Here is a 17,448-nt window from a genome sequence, read left to right on the forward strand (position 1 = left end):
CACATAAGAATGTACTTACATAGGATTTCAAAAAGAGACACCAAAGGGCGTCTCTGCATACTTACATTTCCACTTTAATTATTACAATACCCTTTCATACCTTTAGAAAAACGATTTGGATATAAAGCAATAAGCATCCCGTAGGGGCTTCCTTTCCAATAGCGTTGTAAGGGTGTCCGTAATTTTTGTTTTATGAGCCATCGTTGATTAAATACGTTTAATAGCTGTTTTTCATCCAGTTTTTCTTTCTCTTCAATGGTCCATCTTAATGCTTCTAGTGCTTTACATTTGGACCAAAAGCCAACTGGTGTAACTTTAAATTCCCATTCTTTAAAGCGACCTGGATATAAGTCGTTTATCATTTTAAATGGACTATTTCCCCACATTAATTGACATGGAGATGCTAATCTGTGAGTCTTTAGCCATTTTATACTGTATACATCCAGTATTTGTTCGGGCGTTAATTTTTCTTTTTCTTCAATGGTCCATTTCAATGCTTCTAATGCTTTTTCGTTTGTCCAGAAGTTATTGGGCGTCATGAGAAATTCCCATTCTTTAAAACGACTAGGGTACAAGTCGTTAATCATTGCAAACGGACTACTATTCCAGTACATAGCCAGAGGGGCACTAAGTTTGTTTTTCTCCAACCATTTTTTGCCGTATAGGCGTAGGAGCTTTTCGTTCGATAAACCTTTTTTTTCTTCAATCATCCATCTCAAAATCGTTAATGCCTTTTCTTTCGTCCAAAAATTTAAAGGAGTCATACCAAACTCCCATTCTTTAAACTCACTTGGGTATAAATCATTTATTGCTTTAAAAGGGCTATTTTCGTATCTATGTTTAAGTAATCCTCGTAATTTATACTTTACAAGTAATTGAGTGTTCCATTTTTTTCTGATATCTTCCTTATCCCATTTTAAGATATTGTGTAATAAATATGTGATTACTCTGCGGGCGAGCTTATTATCCATATCTTCTTTCCAAGTATTCGGAGGGAATCGTTTCCGTTTTCCATCCAATATTTCTTGATAAATATCTTCTATGGTAATGACTTTCATTGACAATATGTAAATCCTCCTACATTTGTATTTATATTTATACAGTATTAACATTCGAATTATTATATCTATATTATATAATTTAAATGAAATCAACATTAAAAACAATATATAATTTTTTTTTTCTAAAAAATCTAATCATTTAACTAATTGATATTTGTTTAAATTTTCTTTTTTTTGTTATATACTTAATAAACATCATTACATCTGTATATTAGGAGTGTATTTTTATGGAGAAGCTTAACAAAAGCGATATTATTCGCACCGTTCCGCAAAATGGTTTCTTTGGACATCCCAAAGGACTATTTACTTTATTCTTTACAGAATTTTGGGAGCGATTTTCTTACTACGGAATGAGAGCAATATTACTTTACTATATGTACTATTCCATTTCTAAAGGTGGCTTAGGGATGGATCACGCCACAGCTGCATCCATTATGGCTATCTATGGTTCTTTAGTTTACATGTCAGGCATTATTGGTGGGTGGATTGCTGACCGCCTATTAGGTTCAAGTAGAACAATATTTTGGGGTGGCGTTTTAATAATGATCGGTCATCTCATATTAGCTCTACCAGGAACGGTTAGTACACTATTTATCTCAATGGTATTTTTAGTACTTGGAACAGGGTTATTAAAACCGAATGTATCTAGTATTGTTGGTGATTTATATAGTGAAACAGATACTCGTCGTGATTCAGGTTTCAGTATTTTCTATATGGGTATTAATTTAGGAGCACTATTATCTCCGTTTGTGATTGGAACACTCGGTCAAAAGTATAACTTTCACTTAGGTTTTGGTGTGGCTGCAATTGGCATGCTATTTGGATTAATTATGTATGTTCTTACGAAAAAGAAAAATCTAGGATTAGCAGGAACGCAAGTACCAAATCCTTTAACAGACAAGGAAAGAAAAAAGGTCCTTATACAGTTTAGTATTGGTATTATCGCAATTGCACTAGTTTGTGTGTTAACAATTCCAACAGGTATTTTAACGATTGATCGATTTACTTTACTTGTAAGTATCTTAGGTATTCTAATTCCAACAGGCTACTTTGTCTTTATGTACCGTAGTCCAAAGACGACAGAAGTTGAAAAATCTCGCTTAATTGCTTACATACCATTATTTATCGCTGCTACAATGTTTTGGGCGATTCAAGAGCAGGGAGCAATCATCTTAGCTAGTTATGCTGATCAACGTACGCAGTTAAACTTTGCAGGATTTGAGGTTCAATCTTCATGGTTCCAATCTTTAAACCCTATATATATTGTTTTACTAGCACCAGTATTTGCTTGGCTTTGGGTAAAGCTGAATTCACGCCAACCAAGTACAGCAAATAAATTTGCTATCGGTTTATTATTTGCTGGTTTATCATTCTTAGTGATGATTATTCCTGCATATATCCATGGTACCGAATCCCTTGTTAGCCCAATTTGGTTAATCATTAGCTTCCTTCTAGTCGTAATCGGGGAACTTTGTTTATCACCTGTCGGCTTATCTATTACTACAAAGCTAGCACCAGCAGCGTTCTCTGCTCAAACAATGAGTTTATGGTTCTTAACGAGTGCATCTGCACAAGCTATCAATGCGCAGCTTGTTCGATTATATAATCCTGAAACAGAGATTATTTATTTCGGTGTAATTGGCGGAATATCCATTGTTTTAAGTGTTATTTTATATTTCATGGCTCCAAAGATTCAGGTACTTATGAAAGGGATTAAATAATAGAACTGTGCCAAAAACTTGTTACCATGCAGGTTTTTGTGCACAGTTTTTTAGTGCTTTATCGTATGTAAAACTAGCTCCTTTTAAACGAAGAACAACAAAGGCAAATTGATCAGAAGTAAGTCATTTATCAATATGGATGATTAGGAGAAAGCATTTACGGTAACCCCAAGTCGAGAGTATTCCGATATTAATATAGTTTATACATCTAACCCTATTTAATAGGTTAGTTTTGAAAGATGGAACTCCCGCATTCAAAAATGATATACATAAATTTCCAAAAGGTCAGCTTATTTTTTGTTTTGGGGTTACTTCAATATCTAAGCAAAATGCCTATGGAGCAAAACTAAAAAAAGACGCCAAATGGCGCCCCCAACTTGGGTTAATGAGGTTTTAGTTTTCCAATCTAAAGAAATTTTGTATCAGCTTACAAAGAGAGTATATCATAACATCCAAGAGAAATAATATGCATTCTTACATATCGAAATAAATCTTGTATTGTTGCACTGACGGACCAGGAATAGTAAGATATGAAGCAAATAAGTGCTGTAAAAATATCAAGTCTAGGATGTACTTACTTGCAAGAAAACCTCAAAAATAATACATACATTACTATAGAAGCGATTAATTTCTGATATGACATGTTTTAATATCAAAAAAGCCATCACGCAATGATGATTGCATGATGGCTTTTGTTGTTTTCTTATTTCTTTGTCTCATTGACCCATGTAACTATGTCCTGGATGACATACGCAGGAACATTGGAAGGGACTTCGTATTCACTAGGGTGACTGAATTCTCCGTCGCCCTCCGTGAAGATGTGATTCAATTTCGGATATTCTTTGAACTGAACATTACTGCGGCTTGAAAGCCCTTCTTGCCATCTCGTAAACTCGTCTTTTACAGTTACTTGATAATCACGTGCGCCTTGCAGAATCAGTAATGGCTCTTTTCGTGATTTCGCTTCTTCAACTGGACGCCAACGAGTCACATCGTACATGAAATGTGGAAAAGGATAATTATAACCAGCTGGTGGGTGAACTGGATCAAAAGTAGGATCCTCGATATAAGCGAATTGTTTTTTTAGTTCATCAATATATTCCTTAGGTGCCCCGAGGTACTGATACTGATCAAGGAGCATGTCAGTAAAAGGACGTGCAGGAGGTGCCATTAAAATACTGCCTCTTACAAGTGATGAAGTTGCTTTGCTTAGTATGCGCGGCATGGTGCCAGCTCCTTGGCTATGTCCGAGAATAAAAATGTTATCTGGGTCAATGCCTTCCTGCTGCGCTGCTGATTTTGCTGCATATATGGCATCATCTGTAGTATCTCGGTCTAATGTAGCAGGTTCTGCACTCATTTTAAAACCGTGTTCTAAGGAACGTTTCTCGTAACGTAACACTGCGATACCGCTTGATGAAAGACCAGCTGCAAGGTCTCTAAAGATTTTAGTTCCCATAATTGTACTGTCACGATCTTGCGAACCAGAACCATGAACAAGAACAACAACAGGCACTTTTTCGCCAGGTTTATGTTTTGGAACCGTTAATGTGGCTGGTAACGGGTATGTAGCATTTCCAATGACGATTTCGCGTTCTTGGTAGAAATCAGGTTGGTCATAGCTAGGATGCGGGATGGTATAAGATTTATCTGGTGTCGTCCTTACGCCAACTTCATCAACTTTACCACCAGGTGTGAATTTAAGGAGTAGTGGAATAGTAGTTCCTTCGATAGCTCCTGGAATTTCAACCGTTTGGTGGACTAAGTTTCGTTCTTTAATAACAGGTGTCCCCATGCTTGTAATCATACTCCCGCCACTTTGTGTCCACCAGTTTTGTAATATGTTTGCCGTAAACTTGGATTGAAAAGCAGCAGACGTCAACTGAAGTGCTTCTGCATATTTACCTTGCTGGAGATAGTCAAAAAATAATGACGTACGCTCCGTTAAAGAGACTTGTTTCTTTTCTGCAGTTTGTACCCCTTGTGTATCCGCATGAATGGTTGTTGTAAGCGGAAAAGAAGAAATACCTAAAGAAAAGAGTAGGGTAAAAGAAAATGCTGATTTTTGTAACTTCTTTTTTTTCATCCTGTTTAACCTCCAAAATGTAATGGTATGAAATAGGAATGGTAATTAGTGGAATGATTCCCTATTGGGGTTTCGGTATATGTATGGGTGAATCCTGCATACATATCATAAAAAGTCCGTTTGAAAGAATAGAGGAGTTAAGCAATGGATTTATACATAAATCTTTGTCCAATCATAGAAATCAATAGTTTTTCAAACACTGATTCCAATCTCATTATGATGTAAGGGAAGAAAAACAAGAAGAGAGGGAGGCATACGATAAAGAAATTTTTATGGTTCATTTCTACATTATGCATGATTTTAGGATTGGTAACAGGGTGTAGTAGCAAATATGACACTGGAATTCCCGTTACAAGAAATGTAGCGGAGAAAGACCAGCAGAAAGGAAGCGAAACAGAGCAAAATAAGAGAGAAGAGGATAGTTATGAAGCAGCGGTACCTGTAAAAAAAGAAGAGTTTACGGGAAAACTACAGTATCCAGAATTGGCCGAGCAGGCGATGAACCCAGTACCTGGGGAGAGAAAGAAACAAAACGCTAATAGGATCATCAAAGCTACGATACTGGAACAGATCGACGGTGATACGTTTCGCGTGAAGTTAGCAAACGGTAAGGTAGAGGATGTGAGATTTCTATGGATTGATACGCCTGAAGTACATCATCCAAGACTAGGGCTCCAACCATTCGGATTAGAAGGAGCAGCATTTACCGCAAAGTATGCGACAGTGGGAAAAGAAGTAGAGTTAGAAATGGATGTAGGGGAACGTGATAAGTTTAAAAGATTAGTAGCCTGTTACCTGGTATCTCAAAAGGAATCTTAACTAGACAATTAAGAGAGCTTGAAGAGGACGAGCTAGTACTTAGAGGAGTGTATAAAGTTGTTCCACCAAAAGTAGAATATTCACTATCAGAGCAAGGTAAGAAGTTTATACCTGTATTAGAAGCAATGCAAGTTTGGGGTAAAGATTTACTAAATAAAAAAATAGAGATGCATGAAAGAAATGAGGACTAATACAGTATTACTACCTTCTTATTACCAATAGAGAGAAGGTATGGAGTTCAAATTATATATTTTTACATTGTTTACAGATAATTTATTGTTCTTTCATTGTAGAGATTGTAAAATTAATAATTAAATAGGATAAATAAACCAATATTAATTTAGATATTGGTTTATTTTTATGATTAGATAGCTTGAAAGCAGGGGTATTATGAAAGAGGAAATCACTATTTTATCTCAAGAAGAAAGAGACCAAATTTGTATTTTATTAACTAAACAATTTATTATACCCGATCCATATAAAGAAGCTATTAAAGTAGCAATGTTAAAGTACCAAAATAATTTGACTGAAAAAAGAGCTGAAGAGATAGTCTCACAAATCTTTTCACCATTAGATACTTTAAAATTTAAATTTAATCATAATAACCAGTATGAAGGGATTAGTTATTCAAGGTGGAAAGGTTTTTTTACAGAATGGATAATAGCTCTTAATTACAATACTTTTGTAAATGAAGGAAATGTTGTGATGACAATAGTGAATCCGGATCCCACCTCCAAATGCGATTTATTACATATTGTTAAGGTTTGGGATAATTACAATTGCTATCCAGGTCCTGACGTAAAAACAGGTAGTGCAGATTATCTGCTCAATCAGCTTAAACGTATATGTGATGAGAAAAGAGAGATTGCTTTTTATGATGCATATGGCGTCTTGAGTGAAGAAAATTCAGCAAAATTAAATAAAAGGCAAAAGAAAAGAAAACAAGAATTACAAGAGGAATATCCAAATAAAAAAATCCTACAACCAGAGTTTACAAGTACTGATTTATCAACAATCACGTATGATTTTTTACATTATGTAGCAACAGAAGAATTACCAAGTAAAAGAACATCTAATATTCCTACAAGTAGAAAAGAAGTATTTCAATTGCTAAATAATGCTCAAAAATCAGTGGATAAAATTAAGGGGAAATCGATTTATCCGCTCTCATTTAATGATTTAAAGTTAAATGAAGTTGTTAAATGCGAATCAAAAAGAGGAATAAGTACAACAAATAATATCAATATTAATCAAATTGATAACCAAAATGAAAAAAAATTCAAGGATATACAGATAAATGTACATTAGAGAATAACGCGGAATTAAAGCCAAGTTTTAAATTAATTAGAGAATCAAATGAAAACAAATCAAACTATTTCACACATTTAATTGGAAAAGGATACGAACTTATTAAAAAACATGAAGAACCTCTCAAAAAAGTTGGGGTTCCATTATTACAGATTGGATCAAAACTAATACTAAAAAAATTAGCGAACAAAACAAAGAAACCTAATGGATCTGCAGACACTTTAGTTAAAACGTTGGATATAGCAATAGATCATGCAGCCGAACATGTTACAAATACAGAAAAACAACATACAAAAGGAGGATGGAACGTTGAAGGTAAAACATATGACAATGAATTTTGGGTACCAGGGTATACTAGAGCAGATGGTACTCCTGTTAAGGGACATTGGAAAGGAGGGAAAAAAGAAAAATAAAGATATTTTAACTTCCAATTGATATTTTACATGGGCAGAATCTAATTGCGAATATAGAGGCAGTTTTATATAGGAAAGATCATTATTTTGATAATTTTGTTGAAAGTGTATATTTAAAGTCATAATAAAGTAGTTTAATTTTCACATAAAAATATAATAGCCTTGCTACATTTATATCGTTGCAAGGCTATTTAAAATTCTGTCGTAACCGTTCGTTTGCCTTTTAAATTTAAATAATGTATTAAATTAAGAAAAAATATTGACAACTGAATAGATGAAATCTAAGAAGGAGTTTTAATTACTATAAAAAATGATTTGTAGAATGAATGTAAGGGAGGAGAACTAACTTGGAAATCACAACAGAAAGATTAATAATCAGACCGTTTAAGGGTACTGATTTACAGGATGTATTTGCTATTTATAATAATGATGATACATGTAAGTACCTTTTACATAATAAGTGGACTCAGGAAGATATGAAGGAAAGATTTGATAAGAAGCTAGCAAACAATGTACTCACTACAGAATCAAATTTAAGTTTGGCAGTCATATACAAGACTAATGTAGTAGGTGATCTCTCCGTATGGTACACAGATATGAAAGACACTGTTGAGATTGGTTATTGTTTTTCAAATGAAGTAGCTGGGAAAGGTTTGGCAACTGAAGCAGTAAGTAGTTTGGTATTTAAATTATTTGATGAATTTAATGTACATCGTATACAAGCTAATCTTGATGCACGTAATATAGCTTCACAAAAATTGTGTGAACGAATAGGCATGAGAAAAGAAGCCCATTTCATACAAGATTATTGGAGTAAAAATGAATGGACAGATAGTCTTGTATATGGAATGTTATCCTCTGATTTGAAGTAATAGACGTAGTGATTTTATTAAGCTAACGGGTGCGTTAGTTGAATAACAAAGGGCATAGTATATATGACTAATATATTATGTCCTTTAATTCATTAACTTTTTTAAAGTTTGGTTTTGATAATTTCAAATGTAGAAAGGCTCTCACAATAAAATAAATTAATTAAAATTAAAGCCCGTGAGCTCTCATTTTTATATTCTGGGATAATGATATGCAAGATTGCATGCCTAAAATGGTTGCAATTCCGCACGAGGTGTAACTATACTGATTACAGGTTGGTTGATACCAATCAAACAAATACAATCATCATGAATGGAGATGTTATCGAATGGGTATGAAAAAATTAATCTTAGCAGGTGCTTTAGGGTTCGCAGCATTATCAGGAACGAATCTACCAGGATTAGAAGCAACAAAAGCGAGTGCAGCTTCTATTGAAACGAATTTCTCGACGTTAGAAGGACACGTAGTAGAAGTGGATCATGGTGTGATTGTAGTGAAATCTAAACAATACGCAGAACCAGTTAGTGTATATATAGAAAATCTTTCAAATGTGAAAGTAGGAGACGAAGTAAAAGCGACTGGATCTATGATGCGTAACTTTACGGAGTATATGGTTGCAACAGAAGTTGAGAATACGACAAACAAATTAGGTATGCATTTAAAAGAAAATGGCTCACCTGATTATGTAATTGGTGAAGTATCAGAAGTAGGTACGATGGAAGAAAGTGCGACTAAATATGTCGTAGTTGAGTATCCATCACAAAATGGAGAGAAAGACGTTATTGACGTGTTCTTAACAAAGGGTCAAGTGTTTAAAACAGGTGAGAAAGTGAAAATTGATATGGAGTATGTAGGCTGGGGCGGCATTTCTATTAATTACAACACAGTGGATCATATCGAAAAAGTGCATGAGGTAAACAATAGCACTCAAAATAATGATGATGTGTGGATTTGGTCTTAATTTGATTAGTAATATCAGAATCAAAAAAGAAAGATGTTCTTAGGTTATAAAAGCTATACTGAAATGAGTATGGATTATAATATTCATTTCAATTAAAGCAAAGGAGAGGAGTCTATTCTATGACTTCTCTCCTTTGCTTTATTCGAACTTTGTTTGAGTCTATTTATATGACCATGTTTAAGCAAGAATAGCTTTTAAAATCGAAATTTTGTTTGTAGTAAATAATACATAATTTTGTTTTACAGTTCTAATTAATATACGGTCAGTTGTCCCATATGCTGTTCCAATACGGATTGCAGTTGGTTCTTCAACTCCCGCATAGGTAGCATCTTCGGTAACCTCAAGCACCTCACGTAACGGGATTGTAACCTCCGCCAATTGCCATGAAATTATTAACTCTTCTTTTGTTTTTTTTACATCAATACCTAGCATTATACCAAGACCTTTCTATAATAGAATGCTACACTTCTTATCTTATTATACAAATTTTTAGATTATTTTTCTACACGTATGAATAGAACTGATATTTTAAGGGTGTCAAAAGTACGGGAAGATATACTATCAATCAATTAAGAAATATGCTATGAAGAAAAGTTCACAGGGAATTAATATGGATTTGACATGGTTACAGTATGATGAATGAATAACAGTAGGTGTTGCAGGAAGGAAATGAATGATGAGACTTAAATTAGTAGGAACCTTAACTTGTATAGTAGTAATATTAGGTATCTTTATCGTTTACACTAATGTATCTATTGGTAAAGAACCATATAAGACAAACCATGACTCCATAAATAATGAAGAAAATAGTAAGCATAAGCATAATGGGACTTCAAGTAAGATAGCAAGCTCTTTTTCAAGTATACAGGCTGTAGTAAATAAGGAATATGGTTTACCAGAAAACTATAAGCCAGAGGATTTAGTTGTACCAAACGTACCCTTCTCATTTAGTGGAACGGTAGAAAAGAGTCACCTTCGTAAAGAAGCAGCGGAAGCGTTAGAAAAACTATTCTTTTTAGCTAAGCAAGATGGTATACAGTTGAATGCTGTGTCAGGATTTCGTTCCTATGAGTATCAAAAAGGCCTGTATGCCAGCAATGTTAAAAAGAATGGGCAAGAGCATACGGATCGCTTCTCTGCAAAGCCAGGGCATAGCGAACATCAAACAGGGTTAACAATGGATGTTTCATCTAAAAGCGCGAACAATGAACTAGAGCTAGCCTTTGCAAATACGAAGGCAGGCAAATGGCTAAAAGATAACGCACATCGTGCAGGGTTTATCATTCGTTACCCAAAAGGTAAGGAAGATATTACTGGATATGCTTATGAACCTTGGCATGTACGCTACGTAGGAGATATTGCTGAAAATATATATAAGGAAAAACTGACTTTAGAAGAATATATGAATCTGTGAAAATAGAATTGAAGAGTTAAACTGTATTCATTGTTTATGAATGCTAATTTTTCATCACTTCATTAGAGTTTTTTAGGCTTCGTTCGTTGGTATACTTCAGAAAATATTATAAAGGAAATAGAACTTACTGAAGATAACATATGAATGTTTTATAAATGTATCAAAAAAGTGAACAAAATCGTTATTTTGCACAATAAGGTAGTCAGCGTAATTAAATAACTGCTTGTAAAAAAAGAAGCCCCATAGGAAATATTACAGGGCTTCACCAAGTTAAGTTATGTCGTATTCACAAGGGATTTTAACATGATATTTGTGTTTAATAAACTGGTAAATGTGTCCAAGTAATTTGGAGCTATTTTATAAAAAAAGAAAAGCGCTTAATCAGGACGCTCCTCTTAATGCCAATACACAATAACTATCCCATTATACTGTATATTGGAGAGTCGATGAAACATTTATCAAAGTAAAAGGTCAATGGATGTACCTGTATCGTGCTGTTGATTCGAACGGAAACACAATCGATTTTTGTCTAAATAAAACAAGAGATCATAAGGCTGCAAGGCGCTTTTCAAGAAAGCTTTGCGGTCTTTTCATGTTTCAAAGCCACGTGTGATAACAGTCGATAAGAATCCAGCTTATCCGATAGCAATTGAGCAGTTAAAAAAAGAAAAAAGCATACCTAGCGATATGCGACTTAGACAACAAAAGTACTTGAATAACATAGTAGAACAAGATCATCGCTTTATAAAGAAGCGAATCCGTTCTATGCTAGGTCTTAAATCTTTTGACACAGCTACATCCATTCTTTCTGGAGTAGAAGCCATGCATATGATTAAAAAAGAACAGATAGATTTACGGGACCAGTCTATCCAAAACCAGAAAGAATTTATGCATCAATTGTTTGAACTTGCAGCATAAAATGCAATTCTGTTAGGAATATATGTGTTTTACTGGTTTTTATTTTATCTTTGCACCAGAAACTAGCATATTTACATCAAAATAATGAAAGGTCTAAAGGTAGTTATGGAGATTCTGTTCGTCTTTAATATTCAAAAAATTCCATAAATACAATTGGAAACAAGTTGTATAAATGTTAAAATGAGATATAAAAATGAAAGGATTTTGTAAAATGTAAAATTCTTTCATTAGTTTTCACTTAAGTGTGTAACTTTTTAAATAAAGTTTTACATAAAAATATTAAAATTTTTTCAGATCAATATTTGAATTTATATGAATCTGAATGTAAGGAAGGTTTCGGGGATAATATGAGAAAAAGTCAAAGCTTAAAACGTTTAGTGGCCACTGCATTAACTATGGGATTATTAGGTGTTGGGGTTCTCCCAAGTAATTCGTATGCAGATGAAGGGGATATAACTAAAGTACAATCAATTTCGTCTAACAAAACTACAGAAGGAAAAGTATTAAGTTATATTGATACCGTAGAAAGTAATGAATTCTTGACTGATGAGGAAGTCAAATCAATTAATCTATCTGCTTTAAATGATATATATAAAGCAGTGAAAAACATTGCTGACAGCAAATCTGAAGAAGAATTAAATCAAATTGTGGCGGAAAAGATTAAAAATAATCCATCAGTATCATTTCGCTCCACATATTCACTTCAAATACCTGGATTTGGAACATTGACTGATGCTGAGGTTGATTTAGCCAAGAAAAATCCATTTGAATTTGTAACTTATGGGGCTTGTTCCGTTTTAGCAAAGACAACTTCAGAGAAATATTACAGCAACTTAACACTTTATCAAGGAAATGGTGATGCTTTTAGGCACTCTTTTTGGAATGCAGCTCTTGCTAAAGAATTAGGTACTATTAAAGGTCGTGATGTTGGTGTTGCAAGAGCAAAAGTTTGGACAGATGCCCATGAGCAATATTCTAGTGGGGTTGATAAGGAAATGGACCTATATAATAATGAAGTTGGTAGAACGATTGCTTACAACAATTATTCCTGGAGTATTACTCAATATAGTAATCACATAAGAAATGAAGTTGCAAATGGTTCCATGGTTAGAATTGTTGAAGACAAACTAGTTAGAACAAATGGCGATCTTTAATAAAATATCTCAAAAAAGAAGTTATATTATATAAATGTGCTTTTTTCTTTACTTTTTTGTTTCTTATAAGACAGAATCAATATAATATAAGAGATTCCATATAAAAAAATACCCTATAGAAAATGAAAAAAATCATTCTATAGGGTATTTTTAATATAAAGAGAGATTAATTGGAATCAGTGAAATTCGACAATAGAAGGGCGGTGGTTATTTACTCTACAAACAAACACCAAGTTCGCACGAAATACCAATTTTACGAACAATAAGATGGATAAATAAAAATATAATACAGTATTTAGGGATTTCGAGCTCAACTGCATGAATCTCCGCATATTGGTATGTTTTTATATAATTCATGCTTTATATAGAAACCATTAAATGCTAAACTATTCGTTAAAAATTTTTATAGTAAATTATCTTTTAATATATAGGATTTTTTATTATTTTTATCTAATTTAATCCCTCATATTCATGATTAAATTAGCCAATTCATATTAGATAACGAATTTTAAACTGTTTTCATTTATTGATTTTTTGTATGAATTTATATATAAAAATTGTTTTATTTTACATACATTTATATGTAGTTTTTACACTAATTTTTATGGTTTTATACAAATTTATCACTTAGTTAGCTATAATTTTTATTTGATTAACTACACTATACCATTCAATTTTGAGTATATTTTATTATTTCATAATTTAATTATGTAAATAAGTTTGTGTAAAAATTGAATTTTACGCGAACTTGTGTTCGTGTGTTTTTTCTGTTATAGTATATATGAGGTGATTTTTATGGATTACAGCAAGCAACGTCAAAAATCCGTACATCGTAAAAAATTATACGAGAATCTAAATGAAATGCCCTTTTACATAGAAGAATTTGTGGAGTACAAAGAATTGCATGATGCCTCTCCCTCCACCCTACTGAATTATGTATATGATTTTAGAGTCTTCTTTAATTGGTTATTATCCGAACAAATTATTGAATTAAAACCTATTAAAGACATATCCTTCTCTGATCTGGAGAATTTAAAGAAAAAAGATGTTGAGAACTTTATGAGATTCTTAAAATTACAACAAAACATGCAGAATTCCTCTGTTAATAGAAAAGTTTCAGCCTTAAAGTCTTTATTTAAGTACCTTACCTCCCTATCAGAGAATGAAGATGGAGAATGTTATTTTTATAGAAATGTAATGGCTAAAATAGAAATACATAAAGATAAAGAAACATTAAATGCTCGTGCAAAACGTATGAGATCTAAAATATTCCATAATGATGACGATCAAGAATTTTTGAATTACGTTAAATATGAACATGAAAAATCTTTAACAAAACATCAGTTGTTCTATTTCCTAAGAGATAAAGATCGTGATGTAGCCATCCTCTCCCTCTTTCTTGGTAGTGGTATTCGAGTAAGCGAATTGGCAGATCTTCGTATGGAAGATATAAACTTAAAAGAAAGACTAATTGATGTAATCCGAAAAGGAAACAAAGAAGATTCTGTATGGATTACCCCAATTGCATTGAATGATCTTGAAAAGTATATGGAAATCAGAGATAACAAATATGCTCCAGGAAAAGAATTGAAAAATGTGTTTTTATCGAAATATAAACATACTGCACAACCTCTTTCAGTTAGAGCTATCCAAGATATAGTAGAAAAATATACTAAAGCCTATGGAAAAAGAATGTCTCCTCATAAATTAAGACATACGTTGGCAAATAAATTATATATGGAAGAAAAAGATTCATTACAAGTAATGCAGCAACTTGGGCATACCAGTCAAGATACAGCTTTGCTATATACACAACTTGGAGATACAACTATTAAAGATAGCTTAGGAAAAATAGGGGAAAATAAATAAAGCAAGTTCAGCAATATAGAATTGCTGAACTTGCTTTATTTATAGGAGAAGCCTTTATATTCTATATATTATTTGTCTTAAAATTGACTTAATTAATAGAAAAAAAGTAAATTTAACCCTATCGTAAATAATAAATTGTTTTCAAACATTATATTTATATATTAATTAATTCAGATTTACGAATAATAAATTAATTTATCACCTTTATAAAACTTTACAATAAATTATTAATATAAATAAATATAACTACTCCTTTTATTAGCTTGTCTATTGTTTGACTGTAGAAGTGGCTGTTTTAATTAAGATGGGGAAAATATAATCTTCAAGGTTTCTTAGAACGTTAATTTCATTTTTTGATACTACAGCCATTACGAAATCTAATCCTAATCAGACACTACAATGTGTAATCATACATGTTCCAGAATCGATTAATAATGTTTCATATAGAGAATTTAATGCCTTTTAAATGAATTATATAGTAGTTCTCTCTAGGTGGACAATCCAGACACACTATGTTCATCTAAATCTTCAGGGGTTTCATTACATTTAAATTTAAGTTCATGTTTAAATTCCCTATGTTCCATTCCAAATGGATGAAATATGGAAACGGATGTAAATATTTGAAACAAAAAATGAGAAATAAAAAGTATAAAATTATATCGCGACTTTATTTTAATACACTATGTATGCATTTCCCTGATTGCTTTAATATATAAAAACCTCTTTTCTAATTAAGTGAATCCCCAAAGTGGACATTTAACTAAAGGTAAGGTTTATTAGGAAACTGATTAACATCCCTTTTAAGGACTATAAGATATACATTTTTGTGGCTAGAAATAAAACAACTACCTATCAAAATTATAGAAAGGTAGTTGTTTTAAGTATTAAACAATTACTGAATTTTTTATTAATTGTTATTGATTTTTTTATTAAACAATTTTATTATAATTACTCAAATGCCTTAATTTTATATTAAATAAATAGGCTTGTTAAAATAATAATAAATCGTAAAGAATAATTTTATTTTCGGTCAGAAAGTACTCACTTTCTTGTCTTACTACATTTATTAGAATCCTTCTAATACTTTTACTGTTGTATTATATTTACTATCAATAAAAGTAATTAATTCCTTTTCCGTAATTACTTGCAATGTAGGAATTTCAGAATCCGAAGGTTGAATAACTTCTGTTAAGATTTCAGCCTGTTTATCTTGGAATGTAATTAAACGGATTTTTAAATCATAAGCTGCATTTGGCAATTTTGTATTTATTGTAATTTTATTAACCTCGTTATTAACTGCAACTGTGTTAAACTGTAAATTTTCTAATATAAACGACATTATTATACCTCTCATTTATCTAAATTAATTTATATATTAACTTTTATTTAAGTGCTACAAAAATATTCGGAAATTTCATTTCTCTAATTCAAACAGATGTCAAAGGGTTTAAGCTCGCAAAATTTCATTAAGTATTCAATATTTGAATCGTGTTTATCAGTAATTTATTGTTTCTTATTAAGTGATGTGTTTATCCAATTATTTGCAAATTAAGACTTCCAATTGGAAGTGCTGATTGATCTACTGTATCACCAAGTTTGGTAGTAGCCAAAAGCCTTAATTCAATTGATCGTATCTCCTGATCAGTTTGTAATCCCAGTGTTTCAATCGCATCAGTAATATCTACTCGCTGGGTGCCCTTTACTGGATGATGATGGCTATGAACATGGCCATGTTCATGATTATTAATAGAAGAATCCTCAACACCAAAAATACCAAATGATCCACCAAAAACTCCTGTTTCTTCTTCAGTAGGAGCTTTTTGTACAAATATATCCACCATAAAAGATTCTTTGTCTCGAGCGATATCTTGTACCTCCACTACAATTCGACGTTTATCCCCTTGTACATGTTCAATAATATTATTTGTAGCAATTCTGTCTCCTTGTAAACAAGGTATTGAACTTATACCATCATAAGTATAATCAAGCCTAGAAGATGTAATGTCTAATGTATCGGCTACTGTCCAATCAGGAAATCCTGGAAGAACCTTTTGCAGTAACTCAGCCGACAAATTTTGTTCTGTATTACACTTTTGCCAAATTGCCCATTGTCGATCTACTGTCGCATGATGAGACCAAAAAATAGGATCATAAGCTGCAAAATCCATTGCGCCCATATCTCCGCCGACCCAAACATGAATACTACCATGTGGCCCCTCAATCAAATTATTAAATTCAATATAATTACTTTTTGCCATCGCCTCTTCTACAGATAAATTAATACTTCTTAATTGATTTAAATTATGTGATGTAAGTCTGGAAGTTTGGCGAACACGACTTTCAATTGGACCTGATAGAAGTGGGTTAGGTTGGTTGTTTCCATTGTTATCAAAAGTAGTATCTGAATGAGCATTAGCTATACCTTGATTGAAAGAATCTCTCGATGTCCAATCCCAGAAAGGAATAGCAACTGTCGAGTCTATTTCTTGAAGTGCTTGTTCAAAGATTCGTAAGTAGGCTCTGTGCCACGGAAGAAATAAATCATTTTGATGTTGACAATTCCATTTTGAGACACCGTGATACCCTGCCAAGTCAATATAACTTCCCGGTCCATCTCGGCGTTGTAATTCTATCATTGCTCGACGTAAAGCCAGCAATTCACTAGGAGTAATTGATCGTATTTCCTTTCGTGTATGCATAAGGTACTTCTCCTTTTACTTAATTTTTTTACAAATACCAGTTGGGACTTTTTCAAATTGAGAAAACCTGGATTAATCTAAAAAAGTAATGCCGACATCAACTCAGTAGATTATTCTCTATAGAAAAGAGTTTTTTAAACATCCAATATATGGAA

The 17,448-nt window shown here is 32.6% G+C and carries 14 protein-coding genes and 2 pseudogenes; 11 read left to right on the forward strand and 5 right to left on the reverse strand.

Annotated elements, in window-relative coordinates:
- Positions 1-74: 74 nt before the first annotated feature.
- Entirely contained in the window at positions 75-1,112 is a 1,038-nt protein-coding gene (locus tag DOS87_RS13180; RefSeq protein ID WP_395939007.1) for a DUF4046 domain-containing protein, read from the reverse strand.
- A 176-nt stretch (positions 1,113-1,288) separates the two neighbouring features.
- On the opposite strand from DOS87_RS13180, the gene DOS87_RS13185 reads away from it, so the two are divergent.
- A complete protein-coding gene (locus tag DOS87_RS13185) occupies positions 1,289-2,782 on the forward strand; it encodes a peptide MFS transporter (protein ID WP_071715014.1) in 1,494 nt (497 codons plus the stop codon).
- A gap of 703 nt (positions 2,783-3,485) precedes the next feature.
- Here the strand turns inward: DOS87_RS13185 and DOS87_RS13190 are convergent.
- Positions 3,486-4,868, reverse strand: a complete 1,383-nt coding sequence (locus DOS87_RS13190; RefSeq protein ID WP_208730343.1) for an alpha/beta hydrolase family protein — start codon at positions 4,866-4,868, stop codon at positions 3,486-3,488.
- A gap of 498 nt (positions 4,869-5,366) precedes the next feature.
- On the opposite strand from DOS87_RS13190, the gene DOS87_RS13195 reads away from it, so the two are divergent.
- The 6 genes and pseudogenes from DOS87_RS13195 to DOS87_RS13215 all read left to right on the forward strand — a co-directional run bounded on the left by DOS87_RS13195 (position 5,367) and on the right by DOS87_RS13215 (position 9,239).
- A complete protein-coding gene (locus DOS87_RS13195) occupies positions 5,367-5,687 on the forward strand; it encodes a thermonuclease family protein (protein ID WP_261795689.1) in 321 nt (106 codons plus the stop codon).
- Positions 5,657-5,878, forward strand: a pseudogene (locus DOS87_RS13200) (winged helix-turn-helix transcriptional regulator); the annotation flags it as partial. The gene DOS87_RS13195 and the pseudogene DOS87_RS13200, both read left to right, overlap by 31 nt.
- Positions 5,879-6,077: 199 nt before the next feature.
- Positions 6,078-6,995: a hypothetical protein gene (locus DOS87_RS13205; RefSeq protein ID WP_261795672.1), complete on the forward strand. Its 918-nt coding sequence runs from the start codon at positions 6,078-6,080 to the stop codon at positions 6,993-6,995.
- Positions 6,996-7,228: 233 nt separating this feature from the next.
- On the forward strand, positions 7,229-7,408 hold the full coding sequence (locus tag DOS87_RS30165) for a hypothetical protein (RefSeq protein WP_261795674.1): 180 nt from the start codon (positions 7,229-7,231) through the stop codon (positions 7,406-7,408).
- A 347-nt stretch (positions 7,409-7,755) separates the two neighbouring features.
- On the forward strand, positions 7,756-8,280 hold the full coding sequence (locus tag DOS87_RS13210; RefSeq protein ID WP_098852672.1) for a GNAT family N-acetyltransferase: 525 nt from the start codon (positions 7,756-7,758) through the stop codon (positions 8,278-8,280).
- 326 nt (positions 8,281-8,606) lie between these two features.
- Positions 8,607-9,239: a hypothetical protein gene (locus DOS87_RS13215; protein WP_184121626.1), complete on the forward strand. Its 633-nt coding sequence runs from the start codon at positions 8,607-8,609 to the stop codon at positions 9,237-9,239.
- 177 nt (positions 9,240-9,416) lie between these two features.
- Here DOS87_RS13215 and DOS87_RS13220 read toward each other — a convergent pair whose 3' ends face one another.
- Positions 9,417-9,671, reverse strand: a complete 255-nt coding sequence (locus DOS87_RS13220; RefSeq protein WP_184121628.1) for a SunI/YnzG family protein — start codon at positions 9,669-9,671, stop codon at positions 9,417-9,419.
- A 244-nt stretch (positions 9,672-9,915) separates the two neighbouring features.
- Here DOS87_RS13220 and DOS87_RS13225 point away from each other — a divergent pair, with 244 nt between their 5' ends.
- The 4 genes and pseudogenes from DOS87_RS13225 (at position 9,916) to xerS (ending at position 14,594) form a co-directional block, all read left to right on the forward strand.
- Positions 9,916-10,653 (forward strand): M15 family metallopeptidase, encoded by a 738-nt coding sequence (locus DOS87_RS13225; RefSeq protein WP_208730381.1) that lies wholly within the window; start codon positions 9,916-9,918, stop codon positions 10,651-10,653.
- A gap of 436 nt (positions 10,654-11,089) precedes the next feature.
- A pseudogene (locus DOS87_RS13230) lies at positions 11,090-11,571 on the forward strand (IS6 family transposase); the annotation flags it as partial.
- A gap of 347 nt (positions 11,572-11,918) precedes the next feature.
- Entirely contained in the window at positions 11,919-12,725 is an 807-nt protein-coding gene (locus DOS87_RS13235; protein ID WP_208730344.1) for a DUF6973 domain-containing protein, read from the forward strand.
- 795 nt (positions 12,726-13,520) lie between these two features.
- Positions 13,521-14,594: a tyrosine recombinase XerS gene (gene xerS, locus DOS87_RS13240; protein WP_151527168.1), complete on the forward strand. Its 1,074-nt coding sequence runs from the start codon at positions 13,521-13,523 to the stop codon at positions 14,592-14,594.
- Between the two features lie 1,066 nt (positions 14,595-15,660).
- Here xerS and DOS87_RS13245 read toward each other — a convergent pair.
- The gene (locus tag DOS87_RS13245) at positions 15,661-15,933 is read right to left on the reverse strand and encodes a hypothetical protein (protein ID WP_071729514.1); all 273 of its coding nucleotides are present in this window, start codon (positions 15,931-15,933) and stop codon (positions 15,661-15,663) included.
- Between the two features lie 190 nt (positions 15,934-16,123).
- Entirely contained in the window at positions 16,124-17,293 is a 1,170-nt protein-coding gene (locus DOS87_RS13250; RefSeq protein WP_071729512.1) for a tyrosinase family protein, read from the reverse strand.
- Positions 17,294-17,448 lie beyond the last annotated feature (155 nt).

The sequence above is a fragment of the Bacillus sp. CR71 genome (assembly GCF_003429245.1).
Taxonomy (GTDB): Bacteria; Bacillota; Bacilli; order Bacillales; family Bacillaceae_G; genus Bacillus_A; species Bacillus_A thuringiensis_S.